This is a genomic window from Acidisoma sp. PAMC 29798, from assembly GCF_030252425.1.
In the GTDB taxonomy this organism is placed as follows: domain Bacteria; phylum Pseudomonadota; class Alphaproteobacteria; order Acetobacterales; family Acetobacteraceae; genus Acidisoma; species Acidisoma cladoniae.
On record NZ_CP126994.1, the window covers coordinates 2,290,182 to 2,305,416 of the forward strand.

Annotated in this window: 10 protein-coding genes; 2 read left to right on the forward strand and 8 right to left on the reverse strand. The window is 63.3% G+C overall.

The annotated features are described in order from the left end of the window. Window positions 1-10 precede the first annotated feature (10 nt). The 7 genes from QP803_RS11110 to QP803_RS11140 all read right to left on the reverse strand — a co-directional run bounded on the left by QP803_RS11110 (window position 11) and on the right by QP803_RS11140 (window position 9,221). Window positions 11-226 carry a hypothetical protein gene (locus QP803_RS11110; RefSeq protein WP_284943551.1) on the reverse strand — a complete coding sequence of 72 codons (216 nt, stop codon included), beginning with the start codon at window positions 224-226 and terminating at the stop codon, window positions 11-13. A gap of 3 nt (window positions 227-229) precedes the next feature. Beyond that, window positions 230-1,477, reverse strand: coding sequence for an NRAMP family divalent metal transporter (locus tag QP803_RS11115; RefSeq protein ID WP_284943552.1), 1,248 nt, complete (start codon window positions 1,475-1,477; stop codon window positions 230-232). Between the two features lie 216 nt (window positions 1,478-1,693). Beyond that, window positions 1,694-2,701 carry a dihydroorotate dehydrogenase-like protein gene (locus QP803_RS11120; protein WP_284943553.1) on the reverse strand — a complete coding sequence of 336 codons (1,008 nt, stop codon included), beginning with the start codon at window positions 2,699-2,701 and terminating at the stop codon, window positions 1,694-1,696. Further along, window positions 2,701-6,288: a pyruvate:ferredoxin (flavodoxin) oxidoreductase gene (nifJ, locus tag QP803_RS11125; RefSeq protein ID WP_284943554.1), complete on the reverse strand. Its 3,588-nt coding sequence runs from the start codon at window positions 6,286-6,288 to the stop codon at window positions 2,701-2,703. Before nifJ ends, QP803_RS11120 begins: the two co-directional genes overlap by 1 nt. Beyond that, on the reverse strand, window positions 6,285-7,940 hold the full coding sequence (locus tag QP803_RS11130; RefSeq protein WP_284943555.1) for an NAD(P)-binding protein: 1,656 nt from the start codon (window positions 7,938-7,940) through the stop codon (window positions 6,285-6,287). The genes nifJ and QP803_RS11130 overlap by 4 nt, the downstream gene beginning before the upstream one ends. Further along, the gene (locus QP803_RS11135; RefSeq protein ID WP_284943556.1) at window positions 7,937-8,398 is read right to left on the reverse strand and encodes an MFS transporter; all 462 of its coding nucleotides are present in this window, start codon (window positions 8,396-8,398) and stop codon (window positions 7,937-7,939) included. Before QP803_RS11135 ends, QP803_RS11130 begins: the two co-directional genes overlap by 4 nt. Further along, window positions 8,346-9,221 (reverse strand): MFS transporter, encoded by an 876-nt coding sequence (locus QP803_RS11140; protein WP_284943557.1) that lies wholly within the window; start codon window positions 9,219-9,221, stop codon window positions 8,346-8,348. The genes QP803_RS11135 and QP803_RS11140 overlap by 53 nt, the downstream gene beginning before the upstream one ends. Before the next feature lie 210 nt (window positions 9,222-9,431). Here QP803_RS11140 and QP803_RS11145 point away from each other — a divergent pair, with 210 nt between their 5' ends. Then, on the forward strand, window positions 9,432-10,829 hold the full coding sequence (locus QP803_RS11145) for a bifunctional enoyl-CoA hydratase/phosphate acetyltransferase (protein WP_284943558.1): 1,398 nt from the start codon (window positions 9,432-9,434) through the stop codon (window positions 10,827-10,829). Between the two features lie 209 nt (window positions 10,830-11,038). Further along, on the forward strand, window positions 11,039-13,231 hold the full coding sequence (locus QP803_RS11150) for a copper-transporting P-type ATPase (RefSeq protein WP_284943559.1): 2,193 nt from the start codon (window positions 11,039-11,041) through the stop codon (window positions 13,229-13,231). 332 nt (window positions 13,232-13,563) lie between these two features. Here QP803_RS11150 and pgm read toward each other — a convergent pair whose 3' ends face one another. Beyond that, window positions 13,564-15,222, reverse strand: a complete 1,659-nt coding sequence (gene pgm / locus QP803_RS11155) for a phosphoglucomutase (alpha-D-glucose-1,6-bisphosphate-dependent) (protein WP_284943560.1) — start codon at window positions 15,220-15,222, stop codon at window positions 13,564-13,566. Window positions 15,223-15,235: the final 13 nt, after the last annotated feature.

Below are 15,235 nucleotides of genomic sequence, written 5' to 3' on the forward strand. Positions count from 1 at the left end.
GTTCGCCGCCTTACCGCAGTGACACCACGAATGTATAGACGACCAGACCGGAGACGATCAGGACGCAGACGCGGAGCACCCACAGCGCCGCGTTGGTCCCTCTCCCTATGACGTAACGCGGCAGCGGTTGAGACGAGGCGGCGACAATTTGATCCGGCTCAAGCGCGAAGAGCAACTCCTCGTCCGGATGCCCCTCGGTCATCTTCTGGAGTTTCGTGTCTGCCAAAGTTCAGCCGCCCCAGCCGGTCAACGAGTTGACGAAGGCCACGATCGCATAGCCCACGCCCGCCAGCGTCACGAGAATCGTGATCAGCACGGCCACAAAGTTTGTGGTGCGCGCGTTCACCCGAGCGCCCATGAGATCACGGTCATTCGCCATCATGAGCAGAAAGATCAGCGCCGGCGGCATCAGCACGGTGGCCAGAAGATTGGCATTCAGGGCGATCGCGAGAAGCGGCACGCCTGGGATCAGCACGATCGCCCCAGCCGCCAGAGCCATTCCAAGGTTCGCCGCATAGAACAATGGGGCAGACTGGATCGACCGATTGAAGCTGTGCCCAGCGCCGCCGACAACCTCACCTACGGCATAGGCCGTGCTCGCCGATATCGTCAGCATAGCTACGGCTCCTGCTTCTATCAGCCCGAGGGCAAACAACGCGGCCCCGGGCGGCCCGATCAGCGGCCGCAAAGCCTCAGCATATCCTGTGCCACTCAGAAGTGCGCTCGTGTCTATATGGTGGGTGAACAGCACCGAGGCAGCGATGACGGCGGCACATCCTGCGATAGCCGCCAGGATCGTGCCGATGAATGTGTCCAGACGGCCCTGACCGATATCGCGCGGCGTGAGACCCTTGTCTACCGACGCGCTCTGCTGAAAGAACAGCATCCATGGCGTCACCGTCGCGCCGATGTTGGAGGCGAGAATGAGCAGGAACGTCTGCAACGAACCATGGGGAAAGGGCGTCCAGGTCACCATGGCACCGGCGATCGAGCCAACGGAGGGATGCGCCATGACCGCCACCACCACGAAAACTAGATTGAACAGAACCAGCCCCATGGTGAACCGCTCCCATCGCCAGTAGCGGCCGCCGCACGTGCTAACCGCGACCAGCAGAACGGCGAAGGCGACCGACAGGATCGGAGGGATGCCAAAATACGCCATGCCGACCCGGATCGCTATGATCTCCGTGATCAAGGTGACCAGGTTGGTGACGACGAGATCACCCGCCGACAGCCACCCCCAGAACGGTCCGAACCGCTGAAAAATCAGCTCCCCGTAGCCACGATGGGTCACGGCACCCAACCGCATCGCCATTTCCTGCACGACATAGGCGGCGAAGAACGTCAGGGCGATAAAGGGAAGAAAAAAGCCGATGCCATAGGTCGCCCCGGTCGCGGCATAGGACAGCATGCTGGGTCCGTCGTTCTCGCCAAGCATCGCGAGCACCCCGGGTCCTGTCAGCAACCAAAGCAGCATTGGGGCCCGCCCCTTACGGCGGGCATCGAGAACGCGCAGGCGGTCCTTCGAGCGGCTCAAATCTTCGGGCGTGAGCGCACGTTCTGGATCGGTAGAGTGGCTGGGTGTCCCCAATGCACGTCTTTCCTAATGATGCGGCGCGAGCACGATGGCGCTATCTTACGCCACGGCTGAAGAACCCCACGATTCACGGAATACTTTAAGGGCGGAAAGCCGTCAGCCGGCGGAATACCGCTCGAGAATGCGCAGATAGTTGGCGCGTGTATAGATGCTGCGGTCTTTACTGTGCACCCAACTCAACAGCCCACGCATTTCATTGAGGTTGGCGAAGTCCCGCGCCTCCATCCAAGCCTCGAGTCCAGTCACAAGAGTGCCCACAGTGTCGATCCCGCCGTGCAGAACGGCGGATGTCGTCATCGCCACATCCGCGCCCGCGAGAATACATTTCACGACATCAGCCGAGCTTGCCACGCCGCTTGAGGCGGCGAGGCTCGCCTCCGTCCGGCCGGCGAGGATCGCGGTCCATAGCAGCGGCAATCGAAGCTCCGCCGGGGTGCTAAGTTCCAGCGTGTCAGTCAGCCGCAGGCCCACCAAATCGAAATCGGGTTGTAACAGCCGGTTGAACAACACAAGGCCGGCCGCCCCCCGCTCGACCAGCCTGTTGGCGAAGTGGCCGATGGAACTCAGATAGGGTGTCAGCTTGATGGCTATAGGGAGTGCCACGGACACGCAGACGGCCCCCACGATGTCGATGTAACGCGCCTCGACGTCGTGCCCGGATTCCAACAGGTCGGTGGGCACATGGTACATGTTTAGCTCGATCGCCGCCGCGCCCGCCTGTTCGATTCGTTTGGCATAGTCGATCCAGCCAGCCCTGGACGACCCGTTGAGGCTGGCGATGACAGGGATCGCGACGGCGTCACGGGCACGGCGCACGAAATTCAGGTAATGCTCCGGGCCAAGGCCGTAGGGACTGCTGATGGAGGACGGGAAATAGCTCTGCGCCTCGGGTGAACTATTCGCATAGGCGCCCATCAGCGTGTCATGCGCCTCCGCCTCGGCCTCGATCTGTTCCTGAAACAACGACGGCAACACGACCGCCGCCGCACCGGCGTCCTCCAGCCTCCGGATATTGTCGAGCTTGCTGTTCAACGGCGAGGCCGAGGCCACGACGGGATTCTTCAGGGCAAGGCCAAGGTAGCTCGTCGCCAGGGATAGGGTCATCAGACGGCCCCCGCCGCACGCAGGGAATCGGCGCGGAATCGGGTGCCATCATAGCCGGCGAGTTCCTCGTATTGGCTGTATTTCGCCGTCACCGCCGCCTGCGCCGCGGCCATGACCTCCTCGGCCTCGGCCGGCCGCGTAGTGGCAAGGGATCGATAGCGCAACTCGTTATAGGCGTAGGATTTCAACGGAATGCGTGGGCGCGGGCTGTCGAGGCGGAAGGGGTTTTCGCCCACGGTCCGCATTTCCGGATTGAACCGGAATAGCGGCCAATAGCCACTGGCCGTGGCCAGATCCTGCTGCTGCATCCCAAGGCGCATGTCGATGCCGTGCGCGATGCAATGGCTATAGGCGAGGATGATGGATGGTCCGGGATAGGCCTCAGCTTCGCGGAACGCCTGCAGCGTGTGCTGTGGGTTGGCCCCCATCGCGACCTGTGCGACGTAGACATTGCCGTAGGCGATCATCTGTAGCCCAAGATCCTTGCGGGGGGTCCGTTTGCCGGAGGCGGCGAATTTCGCCACTGCTCCAAGCGGCGTGGCCTTCGAGGCCTGGCCACCGGTGTTAGAATAGACCTCCGTGTCGAGCACCAACACGTTGACGTCGCGGCCGGTCGCCAGAACATGGTCGAGGCCGCCATAGCCGATGTCATAGGACCAGCCGTCGCCACCCACGATCCAAATGCTGCGGCGCACGAGGCTGTCAATCACCGACAGCATATTGAGCGCCGCCGGGTCATCCTGCATCGACAAGAGCCGCGTTTTGAGTTGCGCCACCCGAATGCGCTGGGCGCGGATTTCGGACTCCGCGATCTGCGGTGCCTTGGCGATGGCCTCGGTCAGCTCGGTGCCGACAATCGGCGCCAAGGCGGCGAGCTGGGTGAGCGCGATCTCGAGGTGCTTATCGGCCGCCAGGCGGAAGCCGAGGCCGAATTCGGCATTGTCCTCGAACAGGGAGTTGGACCAGGCAGGCCCCCGACCCTCGGCATTCTTCGTCCAGGGCGTCACCGGCAGGTTGCCGCCATAGATCGACGAGCAGCCGGTTGCGTTGGCGATCTGCAGCCGATCGCCGAACAACTGGCTGAGCAACTTGAGGTACGGCGTCTCGCCGCATCCGCCGCAGGCACCGGAGAACTCGAACAGGGGCTGCAGGAACTGTACGCCGCGGACATCGGCGAAATCCACGCGCGCGCGATCATTGACCGGCAGGGTCTCGAAGAAGGCGATGTTCTCTCGTTCGGCTTCCAGCAACGGGGCCTTGTCCACCATGTTGATAGCGCGGGTATCGGGCTTGCGCGGGCTCAGCGCAGGGCAGGCCTCAACGCAGAGGCCGCAGCCGGTGCAGTCCTCGACGTAGAATTGCAGCGTGAAGCGTGCCTCCGGATAGCCGCGGGCGTTGACCGGCGCGGATTTGAAACTGTCCGGCGCGTCCACGAGCTTGTCCTCGTTATAGTATTTGGCGCGGATCACGCTATGCGGGCAGACGAAGCTGCACTGGCCGCATTGGACGCAAAGGTCCTCGCGCCATTCCGGCACGATCTCCGACACGTTGCGCTTCTCATACGCACTGGTGCCGGAGGGAAAGGTGCCGTCGGCGGGCACGAGGCTGACGGGGATTTCATCACCCAGACCCTCAAACATGCGAGCGGTGAAGTTGCGGATGAAATCCGGTGCATCGGCCCGGACCTGCACGGCAAGCTCCCGCGTGCTGGTTACCTGGGCGGGGACCGTGACCTCGCTCAACCGCGCCAAGGTGCCATCCACGGCGGCGAAGTTCTTGTCCACCACGCTCTGGCCCTTGCGGCCATAAGATTTGAGGATGGACGCCTTGATGTGTTCGATTGCCTTGTCGCGCGGCAAGACGCCTGAAATGGCGAAGAAGCAGGTTTGCAGGATGGTGTTTGTGCGACCTCCAAGCCCGACTTCCCGCGCAACCGCCGAAGCATCGATCGCGAATAGACGCAGCTTGCGGTCGATGATCGTACGCTGCACCGGGCGTGGCAGCTGCGCCCACACCTCGTTCGCCGGGAACGGTGCGTTCAGCAACAGGGTAGCGCCGGGGGCTGCGAGGCGCAGCAGGTCCTGCCGCTCAAGCGCCGCGAATTGGTGGCAGGCAACGAAGCTGGCCTGGGCGATTTGATAGGGCGCATGGATCGGTTCGGGTCCGAACCGCAGATGCGACACCGTCTGCGCGCCGGACTTGTGGCTGTCATAGACGAAGTAGCCTTGGGCGTAGAGTCCCGCATCTTCCGCGATGATCTTCACGCTGTTCTTGTTGGCGCCCACGGTGCCGTCCGCCCCCAGCCCATAGAACACGGCGCGAGTGACGTTCGGCTGCTCGATCATGAAGCTTGCGTCGATCGCCAGACTTGTATGCGTCACGTCATCAATGATGCCGAGGGTGAAGCCGTTCCGGGGTTTGGCGGCCAGCAACTCGTCGAGGGCGGCCTTGGCCATGGCTGGGGTGAAGTCCTTGGACGATAGGCCGTACCGGCCGCCGATGATGCGGGGCATCACGGCCCGCTCACCGCTGGCCACGGCGCCAGCCAGGGCCGCGACCACGTCAAGGAACAGCGGCTCGCCGATGCCACCCGGCTCCTTCGTGCGGTCAAGCACGACGATGCCGCGCACCGTGGCCGGCAAAGCCGCCAGCAGATGGGCTACGGAGAACGGCCGATAGAGCCTCACCTGCAGCACGCCGACCTTTTGGCCCTGTTCGCGCAAGGCGGCGGCGGCGGCGCGCGCCGTTTCGGCGCCCGAGCCCATCAGGATCATGAGCCGATCCGCGTCCGCCGGACCTTCATAGTCGAACAAGTGGTAGTTCCGGCCGGTCATTGCGCCGAACCGCAGCATTGCAACGTCGACGATGCCGGGAACCCGGTCGTAATAGACGTTCACCGCTTCCCGCGCCTGGAAGAACGTGTCCGGGTTCTGTGCAGTGCCGCGAATGAAGGGGTTCTCCGGGCTCAAGCCGCGTGCACGATGGGCGCGCACCAAATCGTCATCGATCATCGAGCGGATCTCGGCATCGCTCAACAGATCCAGCGTGTTGAGTTCATGCGAGGTACGAAATCCGTCGAAGAAATGCACGAAGGGGACGCGGGCCTCCAGCGTCGCCATCTGCGCGATCAGCGCGCTGTCATGCGCTTCCTGGACCGAACCCGAACAGAACAGCGCGAAGCCGGTCGGCCGTACTGTCATGACGTCGGCATGGTCGCCGAAAATCGACAGCGCGGAGGTCGCGAGCGAACGCGATGCGACGTGGAAGACCGTGGAGGTCAGTTCGCCCGCGATCTTGAACATATTGGGCACCATCAGCATCAGCCCCTGCGAGGCGGTGAAAGTGGTTGTCAGGGCACCGGATTGCAGCGAGCCATGTACGGCACCCGCGGCGCCACCCTCCGCCTGCATCTCCTGCACGGCGGGAATGTTGCCCCAAATATTCTTCAGCCCCTCGGACATCCATTGGTCTGCGGAGTCCGCCATGCCCGAAGACGGGGTGATCGGGAAGATCGCGCAGACTTCGTTGGTGCGGTAGGCGACATGTGCGACTGCGGTGTTGCCGTCCAGCGTGATCCGCGTACTCACAGCGCAAACTCCTTAGCCAAGATCGTGGCCGGTTCAGGCACCATTTCCATCGCATGGCAGGGACATTGGTCGACGCAGACCGAGCAGCCCGTGCAGAGTGCGAGATCAACGGTGTAGCCATGGGTCGGGCCCAGTTTGACGATCGCCGTTTCTGGACAGGCGGCGAAGCAATTGTCGCATTCGAAGCAATTGCCGCAGGACAGACAGCGCTTGGCTTCGTGCAACGCATCCTTCTGGCTCAACCCAGCGGTCACCTCGGCGAAGCCTTCGCGCTCGGCCGGTGGCACGTCGACTTCATGTGAGGGAATGGCGTCGCTATAGATCGGCAAATTCAGATCCGCGAAGGTAACGCCGGCATGCTTGGGTGCCGGCACAAGCGCCTTGCCGCGCAGCCAGCCGTCGATATGGTGCGCCGCCTTCTTGCCGTGCCCGGTCGCGGTCGTAACGGTGCGCGTGCTCGGCACCATGTCGCCACCGGCGAAGATGCCGGGATGACCGGTCATCATGTCGGGACCGACGATGACGGTTCCGTCCGGTTTGACCACGATACCGGGGATGCCGGCGAGGAAGCCGCTTTCCGCCTGCTGACCGAGGGCGAGGATCACGCTATCGGCCTGCAGTGTCTCGAAGGTTCCCGTCGGCTGCGGGATGCCCTTGTCGTCGAGCGCCATCAGCTCGACCGTCAGTGCCTCCGTATCGATGTCGCGGATACTGCTGAGCCACTTGATCTTGACGCCTTCGGCCAATGCTTCCGCGGCCTCGAAACTATGCGCCTCCATATGCGCGCGGTCACTGAAGAAGACGATCAGTGCTTCGGTGGCACCAAGGCGCTTCGCGGTGCGGGCGGCATCCATCGCCGTGTCGCCGGCACCGTAGATCACCACACGGCGGCCGATCTTGGGACTGAGCCCGGCGCCCACGTCATGCAGAAGGCTGACGGCTGTCACGACATGGGCGGCATCGCGCGCCGGAATACCGATATGACGGCCGGCCTGCGCACCGATCGCCACGAACACGGCATCGAAGCCGCCGGCCGCTTCCTCCGCCAGCAGATCCTCGACCTTGTGGTTCAGCACGATCTTGACGCCCATCGCCTCTATCCGCCCGATCTCCTGCATCAGGACGCCGCGCGGCAGGCGGTAGGCGGGAATCCCGAAATGCAGCATGCCGCCGGGCAACGGACCCGCTTCATGCACCTCGACCTGATGTCCGAGCCGCGCGAGATGATAGGCAGCAGACAGCCCGCTGGGACCCGCGCCCACGACCAGCACGCGCTTGGAGCTCGGTTGACCGGTGATCGGCAACGGCCACTTCGCGGCGGTTGCGCAGTCCCCCAGATAGCGTTCCACGCTGTGGATGCTGACGCTGCTATCAAGCTCGGCACGATTGCAGGAGGTTTCGCACGGGTGGTAGCAGACGCGGCCATGCACACTGGGCATCGGGTTGTCGCGCACCAGATGTTCCCAGGCTTTGCGGTCCTTCCCCGCCTGCGCCAGGGCGAGCCAGCCCTGTACGTCCTCGCCCGCTGGGCAGGCATTGTTGCAGGGCGGCAGCAGGTCGACATAGACCGGGTGGGCTGCGCGCGCCGGACCGGTGACGCGACGCCGCGTCATATCGACCGGTGGGCTCATGTCGGCATGGCCATCGCTCATGACAAGACCTTTGCGGCAACGGGGACGGAGGAGGCCTTGTGCCCGGTTTCACGGAGGAAGAAGGCCAGCACGATCGCCAGCACGATGCCCGCGATGCCGATGGAACTCGCATGCTGGAACACCCCCAGCGTGAGCTTCCCGCCACCCGACAAGCGGCCGAGCAGCCACCCATAAGCGGGCGCCAGCAGAGCGCTGAGCGTGAAGACGAGGAAGTTGATCGCGCCGGTGGCACTGCCTTTCACCCGGTCCGGGTTCACTTCCTTGATGATGCTGTAGGGCACCATCGCGGCGCCCGAGCCGATGCCGAGCAATAGACCGAGCATGTAAGGCGGCAGGACGCCGGGCAGGTAGACGAAGCAACTTGTCGCTACCAGCATGAGCAACGCGCCGGCGATGAGCACCGGCTTACGCCGCCCGATCCGGTCCGCCAGGTAGCCGAGCAGCGGACATCCGATCACCCAGCCGAGCGGCACCATGGACGCACGGGTCGACCGCTTCGGCATAACCGACGCCGAGCCCATCGCGTAGGAACGGAACACCCCAGATCATGTCGCCGATGGTCGTCGGCAGGAACAGCAAGCCGGCGGTGAAACCACAGAGGTAAGATTGGGGGTTCGACAGCACAGTCTGGTAGGGTTTGAACATCGAGAGCCACGACTCCCCGCCGGAAACGGGCCTCGCATCTCGGCCGGACGGCGTCGTGACCAGCACGATGACGGCGACCACCAACAGTGCGACGCCCGCGATGAGCCAGAACTGCTGCCACGTGATCAGGTCGTGGATCATCGGGCCGACAGCGAATTGCCCAGCGGAGCCGCCGAGCATTCCGAACATTTGGGTGAAGCCGATCGCCGTCGCCAAGTAGCCGGCGCTGAAACCGTGGCTTGCGAGATAGACCGCGCCGGTGAATGCGAAGGCGGCGCCCATTCCCTGCAGAAGACGCCCCACTTCGGCGATTTGATAGCCGCCCAGCCCAAACAGGATACTGCCAATCGCGGTGACGACGATGCCGGCAGGAATAACGTATTTGGCGCCGAGACGGTCGAGCGAAGCGCCGGCCACGATCGAGAAGGTCGAATAGGTATAGTAATACAGCCCCAGCAGCGAGCTGACACCCAGCGTCGAGAGGCCAAACGTGCTGGTCAATTCAGGAACCATGACCCCGGGCGCGGACCGCAAGGCATATTGCCCGAAGTAGAACACGAGGCAGAAGCCCCAGGCGACAATGAAGCCGGAAGGATTGGAACGCACCGGTGATACGGTTACCGCAGTCGCCGACATTACCGCCTCCCTAATCTGATACCGAAGGTTAGCCGGCAAGAGCATGGCCGCGGCAGCATCGGAAACTACTCACACGCGCTGGGATCCGGAGGCTTCGCGATATTGTTTCGTGGGTATTTTCCGAGCCTGCCCCGGTGGCCGCGAATGGCTCAGCATTTGGAATTCGCGGGCAGGACATGCCCTTCTCCTAAGGAATGAGGGTTTTGAATCATGCCGGATGCCGGCCTTGACGAATTCCTCGAAAACCGCCCGTTCGACGAGATTGCGGTCGGCGACAGCGCGAGCCTTTCACATCGTGTGACACAACGCGACGTCGACCTGTTCGCCACGGCCACCGGCGACGTCAATCCAGCGCACGTAGACCCTGCCTATGCGGCCACCGACATGTTCCACCACATCATCATCCACGGCCTATGGGGCGGCGGCCTGATCTCCGCCGTGCTTGGCACCAAGTTGCCCGGACCGGGAACGATTTACCTTGGTCAGACGTTGCGGTTCAGACATCCGGTCAGCATCGGTGACACCATCACGGCCACTCTCAAAGTCACGGAAAAGCAGGCCGACAAAGGCAACGTGACCTTCGACTGTGTCTGCACCAATCAGGATGGTCAGGTCGTCATCACCGGAACCGCCGAGACGCATGCACCGCGCGAGAAGGTAAGGGTGGAGCGGATCACCCTGCCCTATGTACGCGTGGCGCGGCATGACGGGATGCGGGCGCTGCTGACCCGAGCCTCGGCGGAGGCGGCCGTCATGACGGCCGTGGTGCATCCCGTCGACGCGATGTCGCTGGTCGCGGCGGTGGAAGCCGCGAAGGCCGGGTTCATTGTGCCGATACTGATTGGCCCGACCGTGCGCATCAAGGCGGTGGCGGCGGCCGAAGCCGTGGACATTTCGGACTACCGCCTCGTCGAGGCAGCGGATGCGGCAGCAGCAGCTGCAGCGGCGGTTGCAATGGCCCGTGCTGGAGAGGTGGCCATGCTGATGAAGGGCGATTTGCACACCGATGTGCTCATGCACCCAGTTATGTCGTCTCTGACCGGGCTGCGCACGGCCAAGCAGATCAGCCACGTCTTCGTCCTCGACGTGCCCGACTACCCACGCCTGCTGCTGTTGACGGACATGGCGATCAACATCTCACCGATCCTGGCGGAAAAGGTGGGCATCGTTCAGAACGCCATCGACTGTGCGCATGTCATCGGCATCGAGCGGCCGCGCGTGGCGATCCTGGCCCCGGTCGAGGTGGTGAACCCACGCCTGCAGGCGACCGTGGATGCTGCAGCCCTATGCAAGATGGCGGATCGCGGCCAGATCACCGGCGGGATCGTGGACGGTCCCCTGGGCTTCGACAACGCAATCAGCCCTGAGGCGGCGGCCGAGAAAGGTATCGTCTCCGAAGTCGCCGGCCGAGCCGAGATTCTGGTTGTTCCTGACCTCAACGCCGGCAATATGCTGGCGAAAGAGTTTACATTTCTCTCGGGCGCGGCCGCGGCGGGCGTCGTGCTAGGCGCGACGGTGCCCATCGTCCTGACCAGCCGCGCCGACAATGCCGCCACACGACTAGCCTCCTGCGCATTGGGATTGCTGGTGTCACGAGGCATCCGATGATGGCCTCGGGCCAGCCCGGCCGCCTGAAGGCCGCACTGAAGTCAGGCTTGTGCTGAAGCCTAGTTTTGCGAACGACACGGTCTTTGAGCTGGTGAAGCGCGGCGACCGGTCGGCACGCGTATTGCCGGACGTCGAAGCCACATGATCCATCGCCACCATGCGGGCACGATGAAGGCAGGGTCGGCGGATCAGGCAGGAAAGGACAGGTCATGACCAAAGGCGCGATTCTCAGCCAGCAGCACCATCCCAACCTAGCAGGAAAGGCGACAGCGTCGACCGCTGCCAATGCGATCTACACCTGCCCCATGCATCCGCAGATACGCCACAATGGGCCGGGCAACTGCCCAATCTGCGGCATGACGTTGGAGCCCGTCGTTGTGACCAGCGAGGCGGCCCCTAATCTTGAACTGCGCGACATGACGCGGCGCTTCTGGATTGGCCTGGTGCTGACCCTACCCGTGTTCATCTTGGAGATGGGCAGCCATATTCCGAGGTTGGGCCTCCCCCGCCTCGTGCCCGAGCAATGGTCGATCTGGATCCAGTTCGTCCTGGCGACACCAGTCGTATTCTGGGCCGGATGGCCGTTCTTCCAGCGCGGGTGGGCGTCGCTGCGGTCCGGGCATCTGAACATGTTCACGTTGGTCGCACTCGGTGCGGGGTCCGCTTACCTCTACAGTTTAGTCGCGACCTTCGCGCCTGATCTGTTCCCGGCCGGGTTCCGGGTGATGGGGGGAACGGTTGCCGTCTACTACGAGGCCGCCGCGGTCATTACCGTTCTCGTGCTCCTCGGCCAGGTGTTGGAGTTGCGGGCGCGCGACCAGACCGGGGGCGCCATTCGCGCGCTGCTCAACCTTGCGCCTAAGACCGCGCGAAGGCTGCGCGAGGGTGCGGATGATGAGGAAATTGCCCTTGACCAGGTGCAGGTCGGCGACCGCCTGCGCGTGCGACCCGGTGACGGCGTACCCGTGGACGGAACGGTCCAGGAAGGCAAAAGCGCCGTCGACGAATCGATGGTCACGGGCGAGTCCATGCCGTCACCCAAGGAGGCTGGGGACAAAGTCATTGGCGGCACAGTAAACGGCTCCGGGTCGCTGGTCATGCGCGCCGAGGCGGTCGGCGCAGGCGGCATGCTGTCCCGCATCGTCGCCATGGTCGCCGATGCGCAGCGCAGCCGGGCACCGATCCAGAAGCTGGCCGACACGGTGGCGGGCTATTTCGTCCCCGCGGTCCTCGGCATCGCCGTCATCGCTTTCATAGCCTGGGCGGTGGTGGGACCAGCGCCTGCCCTTGCCTTCGCGCTGGTCGCGGCTGTTTCGGTCGTCATCATCGCTTGCCCCTGTGCGCTGGGACTGGCCACGCCGATGTCGATCATGGTCGCGATGGGCAAGGGTGCCGGGGCGGGCGTGCTCATCAAGTCGGCGGAGAGCCTGGAGCGCATGGAGAAGGTCGACACGTTGGTTGTGGACAAAACCGGCACGCTGACCGAGGGCAAGCCCCGTGTCACCTCGATCATTCCCGCCTCTGGGTTGACCGAAGACGACGTGCTGCGACTGGCTGTGAGCCTTGAGCGGTCGAGCGAGCACCCGCTTGCGACCGCTGTCATGGCCGCGGCCAAGGAGAAGAACATCGCGGCCGAAGAGTCGACCGACTTCAGTTCGGTGACGGGCAAGGGTGTCACTGGCAAGGTCGGAGGCCGGCTGGTGGCGCTCGGCAACGCCAAACTGATGGCGGGACAGAATGTTGACGTAGGCGACCTCGCTAGGAAGGCAGACTTGCTTCGCGGCTCCGGCGCCACCGTTCTCTTCGTAGCCATCGATGGCAAGGCGGGGGGCATCATCGCGATCGCCGACCCGATCAAGGCAACTACTCGGTCCGCGCTCGACAGCCTGCGATCTGATGGTATCCACGTCGTCATGCTGACGGGTGACAACAGGACGACAGCACAGGCTGTTGCCAACCAGCTCGGCATCGAGGACGTCGAGGCGGACGTGCTGCCCGAAGACAAGAGCCGTATCGTGAAGAAGCTACGTGCCGCCGGTAAGATCGTCGCGATGGCAGGCGACGGCGTGAACGATGCACCTGCGCTGGCCGAGGCCGACGTGGGAATTGCAATGGGGACGGGCACTGAGGTAGCAATTCAAAGCGCCAGCGTTACGCTGGTGAAGGGTGACCTGGCCGGGATCGCGCGCGCCCGGGCCCTGAGCCGCATGACCATGCGCAATATCCGTCAGAACCTGGTATTTGCCTTCGCCTATAACGCGATCGGCATTCCTGTGGCGGCTGGCGTGCTCTATCCGACCTTCGGCATCCTACTCAGTCCAGTGGTAGCGGCACTGGCGATGTCTCTGAGTTCGGTCTCCGTCATTGGCAATGCCTTGCGCCTGCGGGCTGCCCACCTCTGACGCTGGGCATCCGACAAATATGAAAATTACTAGGTAGCGTGGACGGATTTGACCAGCATTAGCCCGCACGCTTGCTTCTTCGAGTTTTCGCGGCGCGGGATGAACGGCGTGATGCCGCGTGAGAGTGCGGCTGCTCGGTTGGCGTGACCATCGCATCCTTTATACGTCATCGCGATGCGCGAGCGGATGTCTGGACCGACGTCGAGCGACGTCTCGAACTGTGTGCTGTCGCTGACCTCGCCCCCGGTCAGATGGAAATCGAGTGGATTGCCGTCGAGATCGGGCAGCCCGATGTGCGAGCGCCGTCACACGGCGGCCGCGGCGGCCCTTTTTTAGTGGTTTTTGCTCCCAAGCATCTCGTCGGTGCTCTCCACTGCTTCCCTCTGGATCTGACGCAGATGTTCGTCGCTGCGAAAGCTCTCCGCGTAGATTTTGTAGACGTCTTCGGTGCCTGACGGCCGCGCCGCGAACCAGCCGCCAGCCGTCACGACCTTCAGTCCACCGAGAGGCGCGTCATTTCCGGGCGCCGTATTCAGCTTTGCCTCGACTGCCTCCCCCGCAAGAGACGTCCTGGTGAACTGATCGGGTGCAAGCGCAGCGAGACGCTTCCTTTGCTCCGCTGTCGCCGGCGCGTCTGTCCGTTCATAGAACGATGTACCAAGCTCTCCGGTCAGACCGTCATAAATCTCGCCCGGATCACGCTTGGCTTGCGCCATGATTTCTGCCGCCAGGAGCCCAAGAATGAGGCCATCCTTGTCGGTAGACCACACCGATCCGTCCCGCCTCAGGAAGGAAGCGCCGGCACTCTCCTCGCCACCGAATCCCAGTGATCCGTCGGTCAACCCATCGACGAACCATTTGAAGCCGACTGGTACTTCGACGAGCGGCCGATTGAGCTTGCCCGCAACCCTGTCGATGATTCCGCTGCTGACCATGGTCTTTCCGATGCCAGCCTTGCCGCCCCAGTCGCTTCGGCTGCCGAAAAGATAAGAAATCGCGGCGGCGAGGTAATGATTGGGCTTCATCAGACCATGCGACTTCGTCACGATGCCATGGCGATCTGCATCGGTATCGTTCGCGAAAGCGATATCGAAACTCTCCCGCATCCCGATCAACCGCGTCATGGCGTAGGAGGAAGAGCAATCCATTCTGATTTTGCCGTCCCAATCGGCAGACATGAAGCGAAATGTGGGATCGACCACGTCGCTCACGATGGTGGCCGCGATGCCATAGCGCTCGATGATCGGCTGCCAATACCCGACGCTCGCACCGCCCAGGGGATCAATGCCGATCGTCACGCCAGATGCACGGATCGCATCCATATCCACGACATTGGCCAGATCCGCGACATAGGGGCCGATATAGTCATAGCGGTGAACCCTAGGCGAGTGGATGGCGCGGTCATAAGGGATCCGGCGCACGCCATTCAGCGCGCTCTCCAGCAATGTATTCGCGATCTTCGCAATCGTGCCCGTCGCCTTCGTATCGGCGGGACCACCCGAGGGCGGGTTGTATTTGAAGCCGCCATCCTCCGGCGGGTTGTGGGAGGGCGTGATGACGATGCCGTCCGCGAAGCCCGCCGTGCGGCCCCTGTTGTAGGAGAGGATCGCGTGAGAGATCACGGGGGTTGGGGTATAGCCACCCTTCTCGTCTATCATCACGTCCACCTCGTTGGCAGCGAACACCTCGATGGCCGTCGCCAAGGCGGCTTCGGACAAACCGTGCGTGTCGATCCCGATAAAGAGTGGGCCCTCCGTGCCCTCCCCCGCGCGGAATTGGCAGATCGCCTGGCTGATCGCGAGGATATGAGCCTCGTTGAAGGAATGATCGAAGGCGGACCCGCGATGGCCGGAGGTACCGAAGGTCACGCGTTGCGCCGCCACCGCGGGATCCGGTTTGGCGGTAAAATAAGCCGTCATCAGGCGTGGGATGTTGACCAGGAGTGACGGATCGAGGGTCTTCCCCGCCAGCGGGCTGATGTGAGAGGTCATGATGTCTTCCCTT